Origin of the sequence: Calothrix sp. PCC 7507, from assembly GCF_000316575.1 — a bacterium.
GTDB lineage: Bacteria > Cyanobacteriota > Cyanobacteriia > Cyanobacteriales > Nostocaceae > Fortiea.
The window spans coordinates 371,044-392,074 of the sequence record NC_019682.1 but is presented as its reverse complement, the minus strand read 5'-3'; the positions used below and the strand labels follow the sequence as shown (position 1 = coordinate 392,074).

Genomic DNA, 21,031 nt, shown 5'->3' with positions numbered 1-21,031 from the left:
CTAAGGCAAATTTTTTGCCCAGATGAGGGCTGCCCAATTCACCTGTATGTCTGAAAATATTTCTACAGGATTATACAAGCTATGGCATTCAGTGAATGGCTGAACAAATTTTTGCCAACGACATCTACACCCAGAGAAACTGAAAATCAGTGGCTGATCAAAACTGATACAAAGTTACTAAACAATAGTAAAGCAGGTATCAAGATTGATAAACGCCGCAAAGTAGGTCATATTTCTACGTTTGCATCTTCATCTGCTTCTGGGCGGCAGTCACGAGCAGCGAATAAAAATTGGTATGAACAGTTACTGAAATTATCTGTGATTACTGAGTTTTTTCCTCCGGATTACGCTGCTACAGGACAGTTAATTGAAGAGTTGGTGAGACATTTAGAACAACAAGGTGCAAGTATTGAGGTATTTACAGGACAACCTGGTTATGCGTTCGGTATTTCTAGTGCTCCAGCAGTGGAACAACTAGGTAGAATCCGCATTAGGCGATCGCGCAGTGCTAGACTTTGGTCTGGGCAAATTCGCGGCAAAGCTATCAACGGCGTCTTGTTTACCCTGCGTGCTATTCTCCATCTAGTGAGAAATAGCCGCAAACACAATGTCTTTTTACTGACTTCAGCGCCGCCATTTCTGCCAATTGTCGGATATTTAGTTCACCTTTGTTTCAAGGTGTCTTATGTCTGCTTAATCTATGACATATACCCAGATATTGCGATCGCTCTGGGGGTAATTCCCCACAAGCACTGGTTAGCCAGGGTTTGGCGGGGACTCAACAAAAAGATTTGGCAAAATTCTCAAGGAATTATCGTTCTGAGTCCTGCCATGAAGCAACGGGTAATTGCCAGTTGTCCAGAGGTAGCTGATAAGGTTTCTGTAATTCACAGTTGGGGAGATCCTGATTTAATCCAACCCATCGCCAAAAAAGATAACTGGTTTGCTAAACAGCATAACTTAGTTAACAAATTCACCGTACTCTATTCTGGCAACATGGGGCGGTGTCATGATATGGACACCATTCTCGAAGCAGCCAAACAACTGCAAGACGAGCCAATTCAGTTTGTCTGCATCGGCGGTGGGCCAAAACAACAAAGCTTTATCCGAGAGGTAAATCAACTAAGACTCAGCAATTTCCTATTTTTACCATATCAAGATAAAGAAATACTGCCCTATTCCCTCACAGCTTGCGATCTATCTTTAGTGAGCGTAGAAGCTGGTATGGATAGTTTAGTTGCTCCCAGCAAGCTTTACCCAGCCTTAGCAACTGGCAGACCAGTAGCAGCAATTTGTTCCGAGTATTCATACTTGAATCAGCTAATTGCAGACGCAAAATGCGGCGCTACTTTTGAAAATGGAGATAGTCATGGTTTAGCTGAATTTATTCGGCTCTTGAATAGCGATCGCCAACTAGCGGAACTTATGGGTAGAGCATCTCGTCAGTATTTGCAGTCAAACTTTACGCCTGAAATCATAGCCAAAGAATATTTAAAGGTGCTAAATCAGGCTATTTTATAGTCGTCTACCCAGACTCTTAGAGTATTTACCTACTTAATTATACGCAGCCGCAAAAGCTGTACGTCGTACCATTACCAGGGATGGCAAATTTTTGGGAAATTGAATAATTTACTGTTGATAAAGGAGTTGGGCTTCGATGGTCTATTTGATCTCAGTCTCTCCAACGCAACCTTCTTGTGATCTGTTTTTATTCACTGATACAGGAGGCCGAAGTGCCCAGAAGGTGTGACCGAAATCGGAAACGTTCTAAGCGACGGACTATTTATTGTCCCATACATGGCTGCTACATCGAGAGTATGAGCCAAAAATATCGGTTGTTTGCTGACCAAGCCGGACAGCTACAGCAACGAGGAGTCAACCGCCGGGATGCTCTGATGTTAGTAGCAGCAAAAACCACAGTTTCTTTAGAAGGCGAATGGTTAGAAGCTTTTTGGTGTCAGGAGTGCCAACAAACAAAGTGGTATCATGTGCGTAAGCGTGATTCACACTATGAATTGTCAGCAGCACCAGCAGAATTGTGGCAGCAAGCAACGGGAGTAATTCAAGCAAATGGGAATCCTTCTGTAGGAGAGTTCACCCGCAGACAAGCGCGAATGCTGAATTATGCAGGTGTTAAAGATTTTGGGTTTATGAATTAAAGCTGATCGGTTAACCTATAGCTAAAGGGCTAGATACCAAAGCCATGTACCAAACCGATCCGCCACTTCCTCCAAAAGAATGTCTGCCGACAATGTACGATCTCAAGAGTGAAGATCCTGAGGAACCTGGCTTGCCTGATGAATTTCACATTCTACAACCGCAACTTCTACGGGAAACTTTTTTTCCACCAACGTACCCGGCAGAACAACTATTTACGGCGACTGACCTGAACCTTTATTATGACTCTCGTCATCCACTTTGGTATAAACGTCCAGATTGGTTTGCTGTTTTAGGTGTCTCCAGATTATACGAACAACAGGATTTACGCTTGAGCTATGTAGTTTGGCAAGAAGGGGTAGATCCATTTGTCGTAGTGGAGTTGCTTTCTCCGGAAACTGAAAAGGAGGATTTAGGCGATACTCTCAGGGATGTCAATCAACCGCCCACAAAATGGCAAGTTTATGAGCAAATTTTACGCATTCCCTACTATATTGTTTTCGACCGTTATACTGACCAATTGCGAGCATTTCAATTAGTTGCCGATCGCTATAGTGAAATTAACTTAGATACTCCCAAAATTTGGATGCCTAGTCTAGAATTAGGTTTGGGACTATGGTCAGGCAGTTATCAAGGTATTGAGCGGTTATGGTTGCGTTGGTATAATACCACTGGTCAGTGGATACCAACCCTGCAAGAGTTGCAGCAACAAGAACGCGCTAGGGTAGAACAAACGCAGTTGCAAATGGAACAAGTACAGTTACAACTGGAACAAACACAGTCACAACTAGAACAAGAACGCACTAAAGCCGAACGCTTGGCTGAACAATTGAGAGCATTGGGTATTGATCCAGAAAAGATGGAGTGAAAATTGGGGCGATCGCTTTTTGCTAAATTGAGTATAGCTTTTTCCCAAAGTATATTTAATTACGCAAAGAAACCTCATGAAAACAGCTCTTATTTGTGGAATATCAGGTCAAGATGGAGCCTACCTAGCACAGTTGCTACTCAATCAAGGCTACACTGTCTGTGGCACTTCACGAGATGCTCAAATCTCCTCCTTCCGTAACTTGCTTCACTTAGGTATCCGCGAGCAGGTGAAGCTAGAGTCAATGGCTCTAACTGACTTTCGTAGCGTCTTGCAAGTGCTGACGAAAATTCAGCCAGATGAAATTTACAACCTAGCCGGACAAACTTCTGTTGGACTATCTTTTGAACAGCCAGTAGAAACTCTAGAAAGCATCACCACGGGTACTCTCAATGTACTGGAAGCAATTCGTTTTCTAGGTGTTCCCATCAAACTCTACAATGCCGGTTCTAGTGAATGCTTTGGTGACACTGGTGGGACAGCCGCTGAAGAAACAACGCCATTCCGTCCCAGAAGCCCTTATGCAGTGGCTAAAGCCGCCGCTTTTTGGGAAGTTGCTAACTACAGAGAAGCTTATAATTTATTTGCCTGTTCTGGCATCCTGTTTAATCATGAATCTCCTTTGCGGCCAGAACGGTTTGTCACTCAAAAAATTGTTGCTGGTGCGTGTCGCATTAGTCAAGGTAGTAAAGAAAAACTTTATCTAGGAAATATGCAGATTCAACGTGACTGGGGTTGGGCACCGGAATACGTTGAGGCTATGTATTTAATGCTGCAACAAGACCAACCTGATGATTATGTGATTGCTACAGGAAAAAGTAGTCTATTAGAAGAATTTGTTGCCACAGCATTTGCATTTGTAAATTTAGATTGGCGCGAACATGTAGTTATAGATAATAGCCTCCTCAGACCCACAGATTTAGCGATTGGTAAAGGTAATCCAGCTAAAGTAAAGCACAAACTGGGGTGGCAGGCGAAATTCAAAATGCAAGATGTCGTGCAAATGATGGTAGAAACAAAATTAGCCAACTTAGTAAAGAACCAATAATATGAAAAACACCATTTCCCAGCCAGAACTGGTGATTGAAGCCGGACGGACAGAGAAACAATATTGGAAAGATTTATGGCGCTATCGGGAGTTATTTTACTTCCTAGCTTGGCGAGATATATTAGTCCGGTATAAGCAAACAGCAATTGGTATTGCTTGGGCACTAATTCGGCCATTTTTGACGATGGTAGTGTTTACAGTTGTATTTGGACAGTTAGCCAAATTACCTTCTCAAGGTGCGCCCTATCCAATTCTAGTGTTTTCAGCGATGCTGCCCTGGCAGTTTTTCTCTAATTCCCTCTCAGAGTGTAGTAACAGTTTAATTTCTAATTCCAACTTAATCTCAAAAGTCTATTTTCCTCGGTTGATTGTACCTACCAGTGCAGTAGTAGTTAGCTTTGTAGACTTTATGATTTCCGGAATAATTTTATTAGGCTTAATGGCATGGTATAATTTTGTTCCGAGTTGGCGGATTTTAACACTGCCTTTATTTATTGCTATTGCCTTTGCAGCTTCAATGGGCGCAGGATTATGGCTAGCTTCTTTAAATGTGAAGTATAGAGATTTCCGTTATATTGTGCCATTTATTGTGCAATTTGGTTTGTATGTTTCACCAGTAGGATTTAGCAGCAGCATTGTTCCAGAAAAGTGGCGGTTGCTTTACTCCTTAAATCCAATAGTTGGGGTAATCGATGGTTTCCGTTGGGCAATTTTAGGTGGTGATTCCAAATTATATTTACCAGGCTTTGTCTTATCTTTGGGATTAGTAGCTTTGTTATTTGCGAGTGGGATTTGGTATTTCCGCAAGATGGAAAGGACATTTGCCGATGTGATTTAATATGGACTTGTAGTCAGTAATCGCCCCTATATAGTGCTAAGGATTTCCAGTGCGATCGCATTAGTCTTAGGGGTTTGTCCGCCTGCGTTGGTATGATGTTAGCGGTGAAAGTGCGATCGCCTCATCGCTCTCTAGTAGGGAGTGAATTTGATAACTGATAACTGATACTTCGACTTCGCTCAGTACAAGTAACTGATAACTGAAAAGCCAATGCCTGATAATGTTATTCGAGTTGAAAATCTAGGTAAAAAATATATTCTTGGACACCAGCAAGGTGAAGGCTATACAGCATTGCGGGATGTAATTACTAATAAAGTCAAATCCCTGGGTAGTTTAATTCAAAACCCCAAATCCAAAATTCAAAATTCTCAAGAAGAGTTCTGGGCACTTAAGGATGTCTCTTTTGAGATTAAACAAGGCGACAGAGTGGGGATTATTGGACGTAATGGTGCGGGTAAATCTACACTCTTAAAGATTTTAAGTCGAATTACAGAACCGACAAGAGGACAAATTCAAATCAAGGGTCGGGTTGCAAGTTTGTTGGAAGTAGGAACGGGATTTCACCAAGAGTTAACCGGACGGGAAAATGTTTTTCTGAATGGTGCAATTCTAGGCATGAGTAAGGTGGAAATAAAACGAAAATTTGATGAAATCATTGCTTTTGCAGAAATTGAAAAGTTTTTAGATACACCAGTCAAACGCTACTCGTCAGGAATGTATGTGCGGCTTGCATTTGCAGTTGCAGCCCACCTAGAACCAGAAATTTTAATTGTGGATGAGGTGCTAGCAGTTGGGGATTTAAAATTTCAGAAGAAATGTTTGGGTAAGATGGAAAATGTAGCTAATGAAGGGCGGACAGTATTATTTGTAAGCCACAATGCAGCCGCAATTCGTAGATTATGCAGTCATGGAATTCTTTTAGAGAAAGGAATTGTTAAGAGCCAGGGCGATATTACATCCGTCTTACAGACCTATATTGAAGACAATGATGGTGTTAAATCTACTTATGAGCTACCTTTTAGCATAGATAAAAATATGCCCGGATATGCTTATAAGCTAACAATTGAAGATGAACATGGCAATCCAATTGCATCTGTTCCCCCAGGTAAAATTTGGCAAGTTCGCATAAATTTTATTATCGAAAAAGCAGTTGAGCATTTTGTCATTGATTTCGGATTTATGACTAGTGATGAGGTGCTACTGAAAAAATCTTGGAGTCAGCCTTACTCTTTGCAAGCAGGGGAATATCAGGCTGTTTTTCGTGAAGAAACTTTGATGTTGAACATGGGTCGATACTCTTTGGTTGTGGGACTTACTGAAAAACTAAAATTATTTCAATATGTTGCATCTGCTGGCACATTAGAAATAGCAGAGTACAACGAGGAGATTGATTTGGTCGCCTTTCCAGAGGCTGGCAGTCTTCTTAATCCCACGAATATTCAGATTGAAAATTCCAGCGGTAGAATTATGTCCTCCAGAGAAATCATAGAAATTAGCTAATTATGAGTTCATGTTGTTATTCTTCCAGGTGTAACAATCGGTAAAGGCGCAATTATTGCAGCTGGTAGTATTGTTAACAAAAGCATACCACCCTATGAGATTTGGGGTGGAACACCTGCAAAGTTCTTAAAGACAAGACCTTAAAAAAAATAGCAATTATTTTTTGAGTGTTATGAAATTCTTAATTTTATTACCTTCAGAGTCGCGTGGGGGAGCAGAAGAATATGCTTTGACTATTGCTCAAGCAGCAGTTAAAAAAGGTTGGGAAGTATACACAGCATTTTCACAGGTTGATGAAAATAGCTCTCTAGTAAGAGATTTAATTGCCAACAAAGTTAATGTCTGTTCGTTAAAAATAGGCGAATCGGGACATGCAAATTCTAATTTACAAGATATCTTACGAGCAATTTGGACAATAATTTTCTTACTCAAGTTAAAGCCCGATGTTGTGCAGATTGTTTTACCTGCTCCTGAACATGCTTTTGGGAGTATTCTTGCTTGTGGACTACTTAAAGTTCCAACTACTGTAGTCTTTCAACTGCCTCTTCCTAGAAATTTTACCAACAAATCTCTACGAGCCTATACTTGGGCAAGAAATCGTCACCAAAAGTGGATTGTCATTTCTGAAAATGCTCGCAAGGTGATTGCCAACTCATTTCAAATTCCTGGTGATGAACTACTTTGTATCTATAATGGTGCGAGCTTAATATCTCATGATTATAACAAAAATGATGTTTTTGTTAAAGACATAAAAAAACAGCTATGTGCAGAATTAAAAATACCAGATAATAGCCGACTAGCGCTAACAATTGGGCGGTTAGATTTTCAGAAAGGACATGAATATTTAATAAATGCCATCCCCCATTTAATTCAAGATTTTCCTGATTTGAGGTTTATTTGGGCAGGTGATGGTTCTCAGCGTCAGTATTTAGAAAATCTCCTGTATGAGTATAAAGTTCAAGATAGAGTATTCCTCTTAGGATATAGATCAGATGTCGCTGCTTTACTGAAAGCATCTGATATTTTTATTTTTCCAACTCGTTTTGAAGGATTACCTTTTGCATTGCTGGAAGCAATGGCCAACGGACTTCCTATAGTCACCTCAGATGCAAGTGGTATTCCAGAAGTGATTGAACATCATGTTCATGGTCTTTTATTTCGGACAGGAGATAGCTGTGACTTACTAGAATCAGTTCGTTGGGCACTTAGACATCCAACAGAGATGGATGAAATGGGTCGTAATGCTCAAATTCGTGTCAAAGATTTTTCTGAGGATAGAATGATAGTTCAGACTTTAGATGTATTAGAAAAACTAGCAAGGCGTTTGTAATAAATACAATCAATATTTATAATTTAAAATCTGAAAAACTCATGGATTCACAGATTCTTTGGTTACGAGAAACCTTCTCACATATGGGTCAACATAGTGGTTATGACCAATTATGTACAACCCTTGAGCAAGAACATCCTAATGATTATTCTAGTGTCTGGTGCGATCGCGCCAAAACTCCCAAAGGTACTGGAAGGTTGCTAGCCAAACTCATGGCTAGTCCTAGTTCTAATCCTCTTTATAATAGCGCTAGTGCTTTAGCTGAATTAAAAGCAATTTGGCAGATTCGCTTTCACCGTATTCAGCAGCTTCATGTTCTCTATGTTGAAGATGGTTTCCGAATTATTGCCAAACAAAAATCTAAGATAAGAACTCGAATTATCGGGACAGTACATCAGCCACCTGGGTGGTGGCGCTCAATCCACGGCTATCCTCAAGAACTGAGTACACTTGATGAATTAATTGTCTTATCTAGTAATAGTGTTGAGTATTTTGATAAATATTTGCCCGGAAGAGTTCATTTCATTCCGCATGGAGTTGATACTTCTTTCTTCTCACCTATTTCATCTGATTTTCCCAGCAGACAATCAAACAATCTTAACTGCATTTTTGTTGGACAATGGCTGCGGGATTTTGATACCTTAATCAAAGTGATTGAACGAGTTATTGAAAAAAATCCGACAATTCATTTTAATCTTGTTATCCCAATATACAGACGTCATCTGCCTGAATTTCAGCTAATTTCACGTCACTCTCAGGTGAGATGGTACACTAATCTCTCAGATCAAGACCTTCGTGATTTGTATCGCCAATCTGATTTGTTATTTCTGCCGCTAATTGACTGCACTGCAAACAATGCCATATTGGAAGCAATGGCTTGTGGTTTACCAATCGTTAGCAATGCAGTAGGTGGTGCTGTTGATTATACTCAACCAACCTTTGCTAATTTGCTTCCTAGTGGAGATATTGTTGGTATGTCAGAAGCTATTCTCTCACTTGCAGATGACTTAGAGGAGTGTCGCCGAAGAGGAACTAAGTCCAGAATTTTTGTGGAAGAAAATTTTAGTTGGCAAAAAGTTGCAGAACAGGTCTCGAAGCTTTATGACAGTAAATCTTGAAACCCTGTAGAATAATTATTTTTATTTATTATAAATTATGCCTAAAATAAGTGTCATTATTTGTACATATAATCCCAGGTTAGATTATCTAGAAAAAGTCTTACAAACACTTAAACAACAAACTCTATCATTGGATTTATGGGAACTTTTATTAATTGATAATGCTAGTGATAGTGTTTTGGCTACAGTGATTGATTTAAGTTGGCATCCTGATGCTCGACACATTCGTGAAAATCAGCTTGGTTTAACTCCTGCAAGATTAAGAGGTATTAAAGAAGCTAAAGCTGAGGTTTTAGTTTTTGTAGATGATGATAATCTCCTAGAATTAAACTACTTGGAAACTACTTGGCAAATTAGTAAAGACTATCCATTTATTGGAGTTTGGGGAGGACAGGTAATTCCTCAGTTTGAAGAAACACCACCAGAGTGGACAAAACCCTACTGGATTGCTTTAGCAATTAAAGAATTTGATCAAGATCAATGGTCAAATTTGGTTAACCAGTATGAAACTACACCATGTGGTGCTGGTATGTGTATTCGGAAGTTCGTGGCCGAGAAATATAGTGAACTAGTTAAACAAGACTCTCAAAGACAAAGTATGGGTCGCAAAGGTCAAAAACTTACCTCCTATGAGGATTCAGATATGGCATTTACAGCTTGTGATCTTGGTTACGGTACAGGTCGCTTTGCTAAATTAAAATTAATGCATTTGATGCCTGCTACACGACTAACAGAAGAGTACCTGTTACGATTAATAGAATCGTCTACATATTCAGGAATTATTGTCGAATCATATCGAGGCAAATTACCTCAATTAAAAAAATCTTGGCAGAGTAAATTGGCAGACTGGTATCGCTTTTGTAGGATGTCTCCAAGAGAACGCCGCTTTTACAAAGCACAACAAAGAGGGATAAAAATTGCGTTACAAGAACTTTAGAAATCTCAACTGCTAATTTAGCAAATAAGGCTTTATTTTTCAGTGTAGAACTCTAGTCAAATTCCCATAATATTTTCTACCTTAGTAATTCCAAAAAACAGAGATTAAGAGAATGAATAAACTGCTTGTTACAGGTTCCTCAGGACTGATAGGCTCTGAGGTATGCCTTTATTTTGCTACTCTTGGCTGGCAAATTCATGGTGTTGACAATAACCAAAGAGCGGTTTTCTTTGGTACTCAAGGAGATACTCGCTGGAACCAACAAAGGTTGCAGTCCTTAATTAAAGGTTTTGTACATCATGAAGTGGATATACGCGATCGCCAAGGTGTGTTAGACCTAATTGATAGTTTAAGACCAGATGCGATCGTCCATACCGCCGCCCAGCCTAGCCACGATCTCGCAGCCAAAATCCCCTTTGATGACTTTGACACTAATGCTGTCGGGACTTTGAACCTCTTAGAAGCAATTCGCCAGTTTGCTCCTGAAGCCCCCTTTGTCCATCTCTCCACTAATAAAGTCTACGGTGATGCTCCTAACGAAATCCCCATGTTGGAGTTAGATACCCGTTGGGACTATGCTGACTCAAATTATGAATATGGCATTCCTGAGACTTTCCGGATTGACCAATCTAAACACTCAATTTTTGGCGCTTCTAAAGTAGCTGCCGATGTCATGGTACAGGAATATGGACGCTACTTTGGATTGAAAACCTGTTGCTTGCGGGGTGGTTGTTTAACGGGTCCAAATCATTCAGGAGTTGAGCTACATGGGTTTCTTAGCTATCTAGTGAAGTCAAATTTAGAAGGGCGTACTTACAAGATTTTTGGCTATAAAGGTAAGCAAGTTCGTGATAACATTCACTCCTATGATGTGGCTCGTTTCATAGAAGTATTTATCAACAATCCTCGTTCTGGAGAAGTTTATAATCTGGGAGGTGGTAAAAATAATACCTGTTCTATCCTGGAAGCCTTCGACATTGTTTCTTCTCTTTCAGGTAAACCAATGCAATATGAATATATAGATAAAAACCGTGAGGGTGATCACATTTGCTATTACAGCGATTTGCGTAAAATGCAACAGCATTATCCCCAGTGGTCAATTACTAAGTCATTAACTGATATTTTTACAGAGATTACTAAATCATGGCAAGTGCGGTTGAAATAGTTCATTAACAAAACATTAAGGATATACAAATTAGATATGAACAGAATTGCTACTCGCTGTTTACATAAGCTCAGATATATCTATTTAAACAAGTATCCTAACCTGATGCCTGAAGATATTCCTGATAACTACATTTCTCATTATCACTATCAAGATCAACAAGCTGGTGATTATATTAAAGAGCTTCTAATTCGCAATCAACCGTGTATGATCTCCCGTTTAGGTGCTACGGAAATGTCAGCAATAATAACATATTTAAATATTGTTAATTCTAAAAACCTATTAAAAGATTCTCTTCTTTATATAAGAGGGAAAATCGGATATTTTTGGTGGGAGGATGATGTTGTTAATAACATGTGTAATGCTTCAGGTTTTTTCCCCGCCGATAAGCATCTTTTGTATAAATTTTGTGAGCGGACAATCCAAGATATTCAAAATATTGATGTCCTTGGTTCATGGCTTAATGGTGAGCAATTTGTGAGCAGTTTTTTGCATAATGCAGTTCGAGTACCTCTTATAGATTTAGAACCTTACTGCCACGAGCATCCTTGGTCTGAGGTTTTGAATGGTAAAACTGTGTTAGTGATACATCCTTTTGAACACAGCATTCAAAGTCAATATCTAAAAAGAAAACTTTTGTTTAAGCAGCCAAATATTTTACCTGATTTTGAACTAAAAACTATCAAAGCAATTCAATCAATCGCTGGAAACAATGCAAATTTCAACAATTGGTTTGATGCCCTTAACCACATGTGTGATCAGATAGTGAATACACAATTTGATATTGCAATTATTGGCGCAGGTGCCTATGGACTGCCTCTAGCAGCTTTTGTTAAAAAGCTAGGTAAAAAAGCTATTCACTTAGGAGGTGCAACTCAAATTCTCTTTGGTATTAGAGGTGCTAGATGGGATGAACGTCTCTTCTATCAACAGCTATTCAATGAACACTGGGTACGTCCTCTTACTTCAGAAACACCACAGAATTTTACAAGGGTTGAAGAAGGATGCTATTGGTAATCATAAAGTAAAAATCAATGCTAAAACTTAGCTATATAGAAAATAATTTACCCAGGCTTTTGTTGGTGAGCGAAGTTTCTCTAAGTCAGGAAGGAACTGGGATTAATCGTACTCTCTTTAATCTTTTAGAGGGCTATCCTGCCGATCGCTTTATGCTTTATGCTCCAGACCAAAGTCTAAAAAGTAATCCGACTGATGCCATATTTCAGAAAAACGTTGCAGCATTTCCAGAAAGATTTTTTCCATACCTGAAAAATCGCGTTGGTTTATCGTTAAATTCCTGGATTGAAAGTTTTAACTATCAACTGATTGACTGGTTACCCTTAGCTAGCTATCAAAAGATTGCTAATTTTTCCCCAGAAGTTATACTAATATGTCCTAACAGTCCTTTAGGTCTGGTGATGGGATATAAAGTGATTCAGTACTTTAATACTCCCTATCTGATCTACTTTATGGATGATTGGGTTGCTTTACATCATAGCCGCTGGTTGACTGGAAATATACAGTCAGTTTGTCGCTTTTTGCTAAAGCAAGCAGCAGGTTGGTTGATGATTAGCCCTCAGTTGGAAAAAGAATTGGTAGAGCGATATGAAATCACACCTAAGCGATCGCTTATCGTCCATAATCCAGTAGACTTATCTAACAAAAAATTTCCTGATTTGACACCTGATTCCAGAGATAAATTTCGGGTGGTTTACGCTGGTGCTATCTGGCCTATGCACTATGATGCTGTAGCAGTGGTAGCAGAAGCAATTTATGAGTTGAGACGCGATGGTGTAGATATTGAGCTAGTGCTTCACACAGCCCCCAATTTCTGGGACATTTACCGAAATAATTGGGAAAAATGGCAAGTTACTTATGGTTCTCTAGTACCATATAAGCAGCTAAATCAACATTTGCAGAAAGCTAATTTGTTGCTTGCCGCATCTTCATTTTTACCCGAAAATTCTCATCTTACTCGTAGTTCTGTTCAAACTAAATTAACAGATTATATGGTATCAGGGCGACCAATTTTGTCTTGTGGTCCTAGCTATGCAGCTTGTAATCTGTTCCTTAAGTATTGGAACTGTGGTTTAGTCTTTGAGACTAATAATGTAACGGAAATTAAGAAAAGTTTGCTGAAGCAAATTCAAAATTATTCAGAACTATATATACTTACTAAAAATGCATTTGAGGTTGTTCAAAATCATTTTGAGACTAATATAGTTAAATCTAAATTATACGATTTTATTAAGTTGCAAGCATAGTAAGTAGTGCTATTCAAGCGATGAAAAAATATATAAAATATCCAAAATTAAATGAGCTATTTTAATAATAAAACAATTAAAGTTTTTATTGTTTGTTCTGGACTTGGCCATGTTAAACGAGGCTTCGAGTCCTTTACTCAAGAGTGCTTTGACGCTTTGTCCTCATCTCCAGAATTAGATGTCACACTGTTTAAAGGAGGAGGGAAATCCACTCCTAACCAAATTTCATTAGGTAACTTTCCTCGCGAGAGTCCGTTAGGAATTCATTTGGGCAAATTAACAGGCAGAGGTTCCTATTTTATTGAGCAAACATCGTTTAGTTGTAGCCTAATACCTCATATTTATCAACAGCAACCTGATGTAATTTACTTCAGTGATGGTGCAATAGGAAATTTTCTCTGGCACTGGCGAAAATTAACAGGACAACCCTATAAACTTCTCTTTTCTAACGGTGGTCCTTTATCACCTCCTTTTCACCGTTGGGATCATGTGCAGCAAGTAGTACCTATCCATCTGCAAGCTGCTGTAGAAGTAGGTGAACCTTTAGAAAAGCAAAGCTTAGTATCTTATGGTATAAATATATATTCTCAATTTAAAATATTAACTGTTGCTGAAAAAGCCAGTTTGAAACGGAAGTTAGAATTACCAAATGATTTACCAATTATCTTATCAGTAGGAGCGATTAATAAATCTCACAAGCGGATGGATTACTTAATCCGTGAAGTTGCTCAGTTACCAAAGCCGCATCCCTATTTGTTAATCTTGGGTCAGATGGAAGCTGAATCTCCAGAAGTTTTAGAATTAGGTAATAAATTACTAGAGCCAGACAAATTTCAAATAAGAACAGTTGCTGCTCATGAAGTTGCTGATTACTATCAAGTGTCAGACGCTTTTGTGCTGGCTTCTTTAGGTGAAGGCTTCGGGCGTGTATTCCTGGAAGCAATGTCTTATGGCTTGCCTTGTTTAGCTCATGATTATGAGGTAACGCGCTTTGTCCTCAAGGAAGAAGGATATTTAGCCAACTTTCAATTACCTGGCAGCTTGACGAGTCTTATTTCCCAGGCTTTAAGTCAAAATGATGATATTTCTAAGTATCGACGACATCAATTGGTCTATGAATATTTTAGCTGGGATAGTCTGCGTTCTTCCTACGTAAGCATGATACATCGTTGTGCTGTCAACAATTTAGCCACTGCTGATCAAGAAAAACTTAATTCAAGTTTATAAACAACATGAGTCAAATTAAGTTCAGTGTCATAGTCCCAACCTATCATCGCAATGATTTATTAGCAAAATGCCTAGATTGCCTCGCTCCAGATGTGCAAACATTTTCCGCAGACCAATATGAAGTAATTGTAACTGATGATGGTTATCAGACCACTGCTCAGGAAATAATTCAGCAGCAATACCCTTGGGCAAAATGGGTTGCTGGTCCTCGCAAAGGCCCAGCAGCAAACCGCAATAATGGAGCCAAGTATGCTCAAGGAGATTGGTTGGCTTTTACAGATGATGATTGTTTACCTGAGCCTCATTGGCTAGAAGCATATGCGGAAGCCACGAAAGGATCGTCACTTGCTTTAGAAGGTGCGATTTATCCATTGGGAAATCTCAATCAGGACTTAGCTGAGTGTCCAGTCAACACCGAAGGAGGACTTTTTTGGTCTGCCAATATTGCGTTACAGCAACAACTGTTTGAGAGCATCAGCGGTTTTGATTCTAACTATTTACTTGCTGCTCATGAAGACCAAGACTTAAAAATTCGGGTCGAAAAAATTACTAAGATTAATTTTGTTCCAGGAGCTAAATTATACCATCCAGTGAGAGTAATGTCTCTCAAAAATCTCATCGCCCGTATTCCTAAACAATCTGCCAATTGGGCTTATCATGTCAATAAACATCAGATTGTTAGTGAAAATGGGGGGCAATTCCTCTTTACACTAAAAGCTTATAGATTTTACTTGGTTTTAACATTGAGAAATATGTATGGATTGCATTTTAAAAAGGCTATATTTGCTTTATGCTATTTAATTTTTGGGTTGCCTATCAATTGGTTTTACATCTTGCAGAATCAGAAAAATTCCAGTCAGATAGCTAGATAAAATATTAAAATTAAAAAGTATTTTTAAAATTCAGATTAATGAAAGTTTTAGTTGCTTTACCTATAACCCACCCAAAAGTTAACTCTGTTGATCATGTTCTTCATGGCATTGAAGCAGTGTCAGGTACGGTAGGGTCAATTATGCGTGTGGCAAGTTTCCTCGCGAATGCTGGATTAGATGTTTATTTGAGCTTATCTTCTGAAGGTCAAAGTTCAAAATTTTTATGTATTCAGCATGAGAAAGCCAAATTAGAGCAATTTGATTGGTTGATTGTACATCAATCTCATTGGAATAGCCTTGAACTGACTTTCGGTAATCATGTTTTATCAAAAACTTTCCTCTGGTTACATAATCAGACTTCTTGGAAGTTTATTCATGATTTTATAAATAGCGGTGGTTATCGTGTTATTGCTCCTTCAGGCTATCAAGCAAATATTTATAGAGCTATAAATGGATGGCAGGAAAAAATAAAATTTATTTATAATCCTTATTGTGCAGTATTTGTGCCGAAGAAAGCACAAGTTCAGCATCAACTTTTGTTTGTAGGTGCTATTACACCTAGCAAAGGCTTTGTAGAATTGATGCAAATATGGTCATACATAGTGCAGAAGCAGGTCAATTTACAGCTAGCGATCGCAGGCGGCATTAATATACACAAAGGAGCTGATATAAAACTTGGTGCTATGGGAATTGCAGAGTCTGACTTTGAGACAAAGCAGATTCAGCCTTGGCTCAAAACTCTACCAGAAAAATATCAACCTCAATTTCTAGGAGCTTTACCGCCACAAGAACTACACAAAACAATTTGTGAGTCTTGGGCTGTAATCGTCAATCCATCATGGAGTTCCCCTGAGACTTTTTGCTGCTCTGCAGTTGAAGCACAAGCGTGCGATCGCACTGTATTTGGTATAGCCGCAGGTGGCCTTAAAGAAACAGTTTACCAAGGTCAATTAAAAACTCTCACAAATGGAAAATCACCTGAAGCATTAGGAGATTTGATTTTGCATGGTCTTTCTCATATGGAAGCAGTAGCTGAGAATGGAAAACTTGCCGGTGAATTTGCAAGAAGTAAGTTTAATCAGCAGAGTATTTCTGATGCCTGGATTCAATCACTATCTGGTAAACCAATTGATTCTAGTATCCTATCTACTTGGGATACTCCTAAAGATTTGGCATTTGATTTTCTGCGCTGGACAGGCACAGGTATGGCTATAAAATCTGCTTATGGAAAGTTACTTAATCGACCCTAATGAATTTATTATAAAAATATTTGACATTTATGACCAAAAATATTCCTAAAATTGTTGTAATTACACCAATTAAGAATGAGGAGTGGATATTAGACCGTTTTTTATCTGTTACTAGCCAGTTTGCAGATCATATTATTATCGCTGATCAAAATTCTACAGATAACAGTATTGATATCTGTAAGCGTTATCCAAAAGTAACTCTAATTGCAAATAAGTCAGATAAATTTAACGAAGCAGAACGCCAATTACTGCTGATCAATACAGCTAGAGAACTTGTTCCCGAACATAAAATACTCTTGGCTTTAGATGCAGATGAAATTCTTGCAGCTAATGCTACTCAAACCTCTGGATGGCAGGCAATGCTCAGGGCAAAACCTGGGACGGTTTTATGCTTTGAAAAGCCAGAACTTTACCTGACACCAGATCAGTGTCTTCGATATGATTATCCCTGGCCGTTGGGATACGTAGATGATGGTGCAGAACATCAACCCAAAAAAATTCACAGTATCCGAATTCCTCAACCAGAATATAGTTCTATTTTACATATCCATGATGTCAAAATACTCCATTATGCTTTAAGTCGCATCAGCGGGCAACAAGCTAAGATGAGATATTACTCTGTTTTAGAGAATATCTTCAGTACTCACTCACTAATAACTCGGCGTCGAGCATATGTGTTCAATAGAGATGTCATATCAAAAGACAGGTTAAGTCAATCCCCAAAAGAATGGTTTTGCAAGTGGGAAGAACTTGGGATTGATATGCATACTGTTGAAAACAAAAAATATTACTGGCAAGATTTTGAAGTTCTTAAATATTTTAGCCAATATGGATACTTACGATTTTGGTTTGATGATATTTGGAAATTTGATTGGGAATCTTGTCGTTTATATGCGAAATCATTAGGTATAGAAAATATCCCTGATAATCGGATTTTTACACCTCCAAAATATCTGGATAAGCTGAGTGATTTAATAACTAAATGTTTAGTGACGATTAAAAGTTTGTTAACTAATTAATAAAGCCTTTTATATAAATTAAATAAACTATGAGAATATTAAGCTTAAATTGTTATATCTTAGGTCATATTACATATCAGAACATTCTGGAAAAAACTTTTCGAGAAAGTATACCAGAAGTAGAACTTTATTCACTACATCTAACAGACTACTATAAGGAAGATTTTTTAGGAAGGCTTGTACATTTGCTTTTGAGGCAAAGATTTCCAGGTTCTAGTAAAACAGATTATGACTTTCATCGGTTGCGGACAGAAGTAGCTAACTCGTTTTTTGCTCATCGTTGTTTGGCACAAGCTATTAAAAAGTATCAACCCGATTTACTGCATATACATACACAAGGTATTGCTTTACTCTCAGCCTCTCTATTCCGAAAAATTCCATCTGTAATTTCTATTGATTGCACCACTGCTCCCATTGCTGCTAGTCATTCATCACCTGCTAATATTACTTATCAACCAATCTTAGCTCTAGAAAAACAATGCTTTGAAAATGCTGCTCATATTGTTGCTTGTTCTGATTGGGCGAGACAGTCTGTAATTGAGGATTATGCTATCTCGCCAAAAAAGGTGACAACTATTCCATACGGAATGCCTCTAGAGCAGTTTGAAATTATTCAACGACCCAGAAATTTAACCAGCAATAAAACTCGCTTGCTATTTGTTGGCAATGACTTTACTCGTAAAGGTGGATATGATCTACTAAATATTTTCTTAGAACACTTTATTGATACCTGTGAATTAAACATAGTTACCAATGCATCTATAGATATTCCTGAAATACCCAGTATTCAACTCCATAAAGGCATTCGTCCCATGTCTCCTGAGTTGTTTCAACTTTATCAAGATGCAGATATATTTGTTTTACCAACTCACGAAGATGTTTATGGAGTAGTTTTTATTGAAGCAATGGCATCTGGATTGCCTTGCATAGGTACTAAAGTCATGGCTGTTCCAGAACTAGTTAAAAATGGAGTCAATGGTTTTACAATTCCCCCTAAAGATAAAAATTCTTTGTATGGTGTTCTCCGTAAATTAGTGGATTCTCCTGAGCTAAGGCTGTCTATGGGACTTGCCGGTCGAAAAATTGCCAAGGAAACATTTGATGCCAAGATTAATTGCCGTAAGCTTGTCAGTGTCTTTGACGAATGTTTGTAAAATTCTACGCTATTACTTAAATATAGAAAAATCAACCAGAACAATCTTAAATAATAGACAATAATTTCACTTAGTCTAACTCTTAAAACTGTGAAAAAACTAATTGTTCATATTGCCGAGACAGATGTTTCTGAGCAATCTGGAATGGGGCGAGTTTCATGGCATTGGAAGAATGAATTTGAAAGACGGGGTTACGAATTTCTCCACATTGGGCCTAAACAAGTGGGTCCACTTCCTCATGCAGCACTTTTCCCTCGTGCATCTCGTCGATTTTATCGCCAGTTAGGTCGCACTGCATCCGCCTTTATAGTCCATGAACCTGCTTCAGGAGTTTTTCTGGATTTTAATATCCCGACTGTGCTAGTCAGTCATGGTGTAGAACGCAGAGGCTGGAACCTAAATTTGCAAGGAAAATATGGAACAACTCAAAAGTTAAAATTGCGGACAAAACTTCTTTTTCCTTTATGGAGGTTACGTCATTGTGACTCAGGCTTAAGAAAAGCAAATCTTCTACTACTCTTGAACCAGGAAGATTGTGATTTTGTACAAAAGTATTATCATCGAGATATAAGAAATATTTTTCTATTTGAAAATGGAGTTTATCCCTATGAATTTGATGGGGAGAAAACATCTGAGATTAAACATACACCTACTATCCTTTTTACTGGTTCTTGGATAGAACGTAAAGGAATTAAAACACTAATTGATGCTGCTCAAATTTTACAGAAACGGGGCTTATATCCACATTGGTTAATAGCGGGTACAGTTTTTGATAGTGAAACTGTTTTAGCTTCTTGGCCAAAGGAAATACACCCCTATCTAGAAATAATTCCTAAATTTCTAGCATCAGATGAAATTAATCTGCTTGCTCGTTCTCAAATCTTTATTTTACCCAGTTTTTTTGAAGGTCAATCTTTAGCACTGCTTCAAGCAATGGCGGCAGGAAAATGTTGTATTACTACCAATTGCTGTGGTCAAAAAGATATAATCCGTCATGGCTATAACGGATTACTATATGAACCAGGTGATGCTGAAAAGTTAGCTGCTCTAATAGAAGACTGTGTTATTGATAGTAATTTGAGAATAAGTTTGGGAAGGAATGCTAAAGCTTCAATGCAAAACCACTCATGGAAAGAGGTGTCTGTAGAAGTGGTAGATCGCATAGAAGCCTTATTAAAGCAGAACTAATAAAACTCATGCAAGTTATTTCTATTATTCCCAAGCTTCCTCCCGCAATTGATGGTGTAGGAGACTATGCACTAAATTTAGCTCGTCAGCTTCACCAGGAATTTAATATTCAAACTCATTTTATTGTGGGTGATCCTGACTGGAATGGTGCAGATAAGATTGCAGGGTTTCCTGTTAGTCAAGTTAGCGATCGCTCTGCTGATGCACTGCTAACTTTATTATCAGGCGATCGCTCCTCTACCATTCTGCTACATTACGTAGGCTACGGCTACGCAAAGCGGGGCTGTCCAGTTTGGTTAGTTGACGGGTTACAGCGTGGGCAAAGTTTATTTCCTCAGCGATCGCTCGTGACGATGTTCCATGAAGTCTCTGCTTCTGGCCCACCTTGGACAAGTACTTTTTGGTTATCATCCTTGCAGAGAAATTTAGCAGCCAGGTTGTCAAGGTTGAGCGATCGCTGTATTACCAGTAAACAACTCTATGCTGAAATCATTGCTAATATTAGCCGAGGTAAGCATCAAGAAGTTCCCTTCCTACCAGTTTTTTCAAACATTGGTGAACCAGATAAAGTACTTCCTTTATTAGAGCGCCAGCAGCGGTTAGTTGTCTTTGGAGGAGTTGCCAACCGTACAAGAGTTTACCAAGAATCTCAAGCAGTTTTGGAATATATTTGCCAGAAATTAAATATTCAAGAAATTTGGGATGTAGGAACTCCAACAGAAGTAAAAGTATCCGCAATTAATAAAATACCTATCTTGAAAATAGGACAGCAACCTGCCGAAAAAGTCAGTGATATTCTGGCAAATTCTGTTGCTGCTTTCTCGAACTATGACCCCGATTTTTTAGCTAAATCAACTATTTTTGCTGCTTACTGTGCCCATCGATTATTGCCTATAAATGCTACAGGCAGCACCTCAATAGTTGATGGTATAGAACCAGGTAAACATTATTGGGTTCCTAATCCTCAAGAAAATGACGTGGATATGCAGGCGATCGCAGATAATGCTTATTCCTGGTATCAAACTCACAACTTGTCAGTACATATCCAGACATTTGATAAATACTTATTCAGTAATTCAGTAATGATAATTTAATA

The 21,031-nt window shown here is 38.5% G+C and carries 19 protein-coding genes; all 19 read left to right on the top strand.

Translation table 11 applies throughout. The features are described from left to right. Positions 1–81 precede the first annotated feature (81 nt). A complete protein-coding gene (locus CAL7507_RS01805; protein WP_015126709.1) occupies positions 82–1,521 on the top strand; it encodes a glycosyltransferase family 4 protein in 1,440 nt (479 codons plus the stop codon). 212 nt (positions 1,522–1,733) lie between these two features. Beyond that, a complete protein-coding gene (locus tag CAL7507_RS01800) occupies positions 1,734–2,159 on the top strand; it encodes a hypothetical protein (protein ID WP_015126708.1) in 426 nt (141 codons plus the stop codon). Between the two features lie 44 nt (positions 2,160–2,203). After that, on the top strand, positions 2,204–3,025 hold the full coding sequence (locus CAL7507_RS01795) for a Uma2 family endonuclease (protein WP_015126707.1): 822 nt from the start codon (positions 2,204–2,206) through the stop codon (positions 3,023–3,025). Between the two features lie 76 nt (positions 3,026–3,101). Continuing rightward, a complete protein-coding gene (locus CAL7507_RS01790; RefSeq protein ID WP_015126706.1) occupies positions 3,102–4,073 on the top strand; it encodes a GDP-mannose 4,6-dehydratase in 972 nt (323 codons plus the stop codon). 1 nt (position 4,074) lies between these two features. Continuing rightward, entirely contained in the window at positions 4,075–4,911 is an 837-nt protein-coding gene (locus CAL7507_RS01785; protein ID WP_015126705.1) for an ABC transporter permease, read from the top strand. Between the two features lie 210 nt (positions 4,912–5,121). Beyond that, positions 5,122–6,411 (top strand): polysaccharide ABC transporter ATP-binding protein, encoded by a 1,290-nt coding sequence (locus CAL7507_RS32910; RefSeq protein WP_015126704.1) that lies wholly within the window; start codon positions 5,122–5,124, stop codon positions 6,409–6,411. A 172-nt stretch (positions 6,412–6,583) separates the two neighbouring features. Further along, positions 6,584–7,741: a glycosyltransferase family 4 protein gene (locus CAL7507_RS01775; RefSeq protein ID WP_015126703.1), complete on the top strand. Its 1,158-nt coding sequence runs from the start codon at positions 6,584–6,586 to the stop codon at positions 7,739–7,741. Between the two features lie 41 nt (positions 7,742–7,782). Next, a complete protein-coding gene (locus CAL7507_RS01770) occupies positions 7,783–8,859 on the top strand; it encodes a glycosyltransferase family 4 protein (RefSeq protein ID WP_015126702.1) in 1,077 nt (358 codons plus the stop codon). 37 nt (positions 8,860–8,896) lie between these two features. Then, positions 8,897–9,796, top strand: coding sequence for a glycosyltransferase (locus CAL7507_RS01765; protein WP_015126701.1), 900 nt, complete (start codon positions 8,897–8,899; stop codon positions 9,794–9,796). A gap of 112 nt (positions 9,797–9,908) precedes the next feature. Continuing rightward, positions 9,909–10,961, top strand: a complete 1,053-nt coding sequence (locus CAL7507_RS01760) for an NAD-dependent epimerase/dehydratase family protein (protein ID WP_015126700.1) — start codon at positions 9,909–9,911, stop codon at positions 10,959–10,961. Between the two features lie 36 nt (positions 10,962–10,997). Continuing rightward, positions 10,998–11,978: a hypothetical protein gene (locus CAL7507_RS01755; protein ID WP_015126699.1), complete on the top strand. Its 981-nt coding sequence runs from the start codon at positions 10,998–11,000 to the stop codon at positions 11,976–11,978. A 17-nt stretch (positions 11,979–11,995) separates the two neighbouring features. Further along, positions 11,996–13,225: a hypothetical protein gene (locus CAL7507_RS01750; RefSeq protein WP_015126698.1), complete on the top strand. Its 1,230-nt coding sequence runs from the start codon at positions 11,996–11,998 to the stop codon at positions 13,223–13,225. 51 nt (positions 13,226–13,276) lie between these two features. Next, a complete protein-coding gene (locus CAL7507_RS01745; RefSeq protein ID WP_015126697.1) occupies positions 13,277–14,452 on the top strand; it encodes a glycosyltransferase family 4 protein in 1,176 nt (391 codons plus the stop codon). Positions 14,453–14,457: 5 nt separating this feature from the next. Continuing rightward, positions 14,458–15,324: a glycosyltransferase family 2 protein gene (locus CAL7507_RS01740; RefSeq protein ID WP_015126696.1), complete on the top strand. Its 867-nt coding sequence runs from the start codon at positions 14,458–14,460 to the stop codon at positions 15,322–15,324. Positions 15,325–15,362: 38 nt separating this feature from the next. Further along, entirely contained in the window at positions 15,363–16,574 is a 1,212-nt protein-coding gene (locus tag CAL7507_RS01735) for a glycosyltransferase (protein WP_015126695.1), read from the top strand. Between the two features lie 29 nt (positions 16,575–16,603). Then, positions 16,604–17,593: a glycosyltransferase family 2 protein gene (locus CAL7507_RS01730; RefSeq protein WP_015126694.1), complete on the top strand. Its 990-nt coding sequence runs from the start codon at positions 16,604–16,606 to the stop codon at positions 17,591–17,593. A 29-nt stretch (positions 17,594–17,622) separates the two neighbouring features. Then, positions 17,623–18,747: a glycosyltransferase family 4 protein gene (locus tag CAL7507_RS01725; RefSeq protein WP_015126693.1), complete on the top strand. Its 1,125-nt coding sequence runs from the start codon at positions 17,623–17,625 to the stop codon at positions 18,745–18,747. A gap of 90 nt (positions 18,748–18,837) precedes the next feature. Next, a complete protein-coding gene (locus tag CAL7507_RS01720) occupies positions 18,838–19,935 on the top strand; it encodes a glycosyltransferase family 4 protein (protein ID WP_015126692.1) in 1,098 nt (365 codons plus the stop codon). 8 nt (positions 19,936–19,943) lie between these two features. After that, positions 19,944–21,029: a hypothetical protein gene (locus CAL7507_RS01715; RefSeq protein ID WP_015126691.1), complete on the top strand. Its 1,086-nt coding sequence runs from the start codon at positions 19,944–19,946 to the stop codon at positions 21,027–21,029. Positions 21,030–21,031 lie beyond the last annotated feature (2 nt).

What these genes read in the sequence shown, in the direction of transcription:
- CAL7507_RS01775 (WP_015126703.1), top strand. Translation starts at nt 6,584, where the DNA reads ATGAAATTCTTAATTTTATTACCTTCAGAGTCGCGTGGGGGAGCAGAA.
- CAL7507_RS32910 (WP_015126704.1), top strand. Translation starts at nt 5,122, where the DNA reads ATGCCTGATAATGTTATTCGAGTTGAAAATCTAGGTAAAAAATATATT.
- CAL7507_RS01765 (WP_015126701.1), top strand. Translation starts at nt 8,897, where the DNA reads ATGCCTAAAATAAGTGTCATTATTTGTACATATAATCCCAGGTTAGAT.
- CAL7507_RS01725 (WP_015126693.1), top strand. Translation starts at nt 17,623, where the DNA reads ATGAGAATATTAAGCTTAAATTGTTATATCTTAGGTCATATTACATAT.
- CAL7507_RS01730 (WP_015126694.1), top strand. Translation starts at nt 16,604, where the DNA reads ATGACCAAAAATATTCCTAAAATTGTTGTAATTACACCAATTAAGAAT.
- CAL7507_RS01745 (WP_015126697.1), top strand. Translation starts at nt 13,277, where the DNA reads ATGAGCTATTTTAATAATAAAACAATTAAAGTTTTTATTGTTTGTTCT.
- CAL7507_RS01795 (WP_015126707.1), top strand. Translation starts at nt 2,204, where the DNA reads ATGTACCAAACCGATCCGCCACTTCCTCCAAAAGAATGTCTGCCGACA.
- CAL7507_RS01770 (WP_015126702.1), top strand. Translation starts at nt 7,783, where the DNA reads ATGGATTCACAGATTCTTTGGTTACGAGAAACCTTCTCACATATGGGT.
- CAL7507_RS01740 (WP_015126696.1), top strand. Translation starts at nt 14,458, where the DNA reads ATGAGTCAAATTAAGTTCAGTGTCATAGTCCCAACCTATCATCGCAAT.
- CAL7507_RS01735 (WP_015126695.1), top strand. Translation starts at nt 15,363, where the DNA reads ATGAAAGTTTTAGTTGCTTTACCTATAACCCACCCAAAAGTTAACTCT.
- CAL7507_RS01750 (WP_015126698.1), top strand. Translation starts at nt 11,996, where the DNA reads ATGCTAAAACTTAGCTATATAGAAAATAATTTACCCAGGCTTTTGTTG.
- CAL7507_RS01790 (WP_015126706.1), top strand. Translation starts at nt 3,102, where the DNA reads ATGAAAACAGCTCTTATTTGTGGAATATCAGGTCAAGATGGAGCCTAC.
- CAL7507_RS01755 (WP_015126699.1), top strand. Translation starts at nt 10,998, where the DNA reads ATGAACAGAATTGCTACTCGCTGTTTACATAAGCTCAGATATATCTAT.
- CAL7507_RS01785 (WP_015126705.1), top strand. Translation starts at nt 4,075, where the DNA reads ATGAAAAACACCATTTCCCAGCCAGAACTGGTGATTGAAGCCGGACGG.
- CAL7507_RS01760 (WP_015126700.1), top strand. Translation starts at nt 9,909, where the DNA reads ATGAATAAACTGCTTGTTACAGGTTCCTCAGGACTGATAGGCTCTGAG.
- CAL7507_RS01715 (WP_015126691.1), top strand. Translation starts at nt 19,944, where the DNA reads ATGCAAGTTATTTCTATTATTCCCAAGCTTCCTCCCGCAATTGATGGT.
- CAL7507_RS01805 (WP_015126709.1), top strand. Translation starts at nt 82, where the DNA reads ATGGCATTCAGTGAATGGCTGAACAAATTTTTGCCAACGACATCTACA.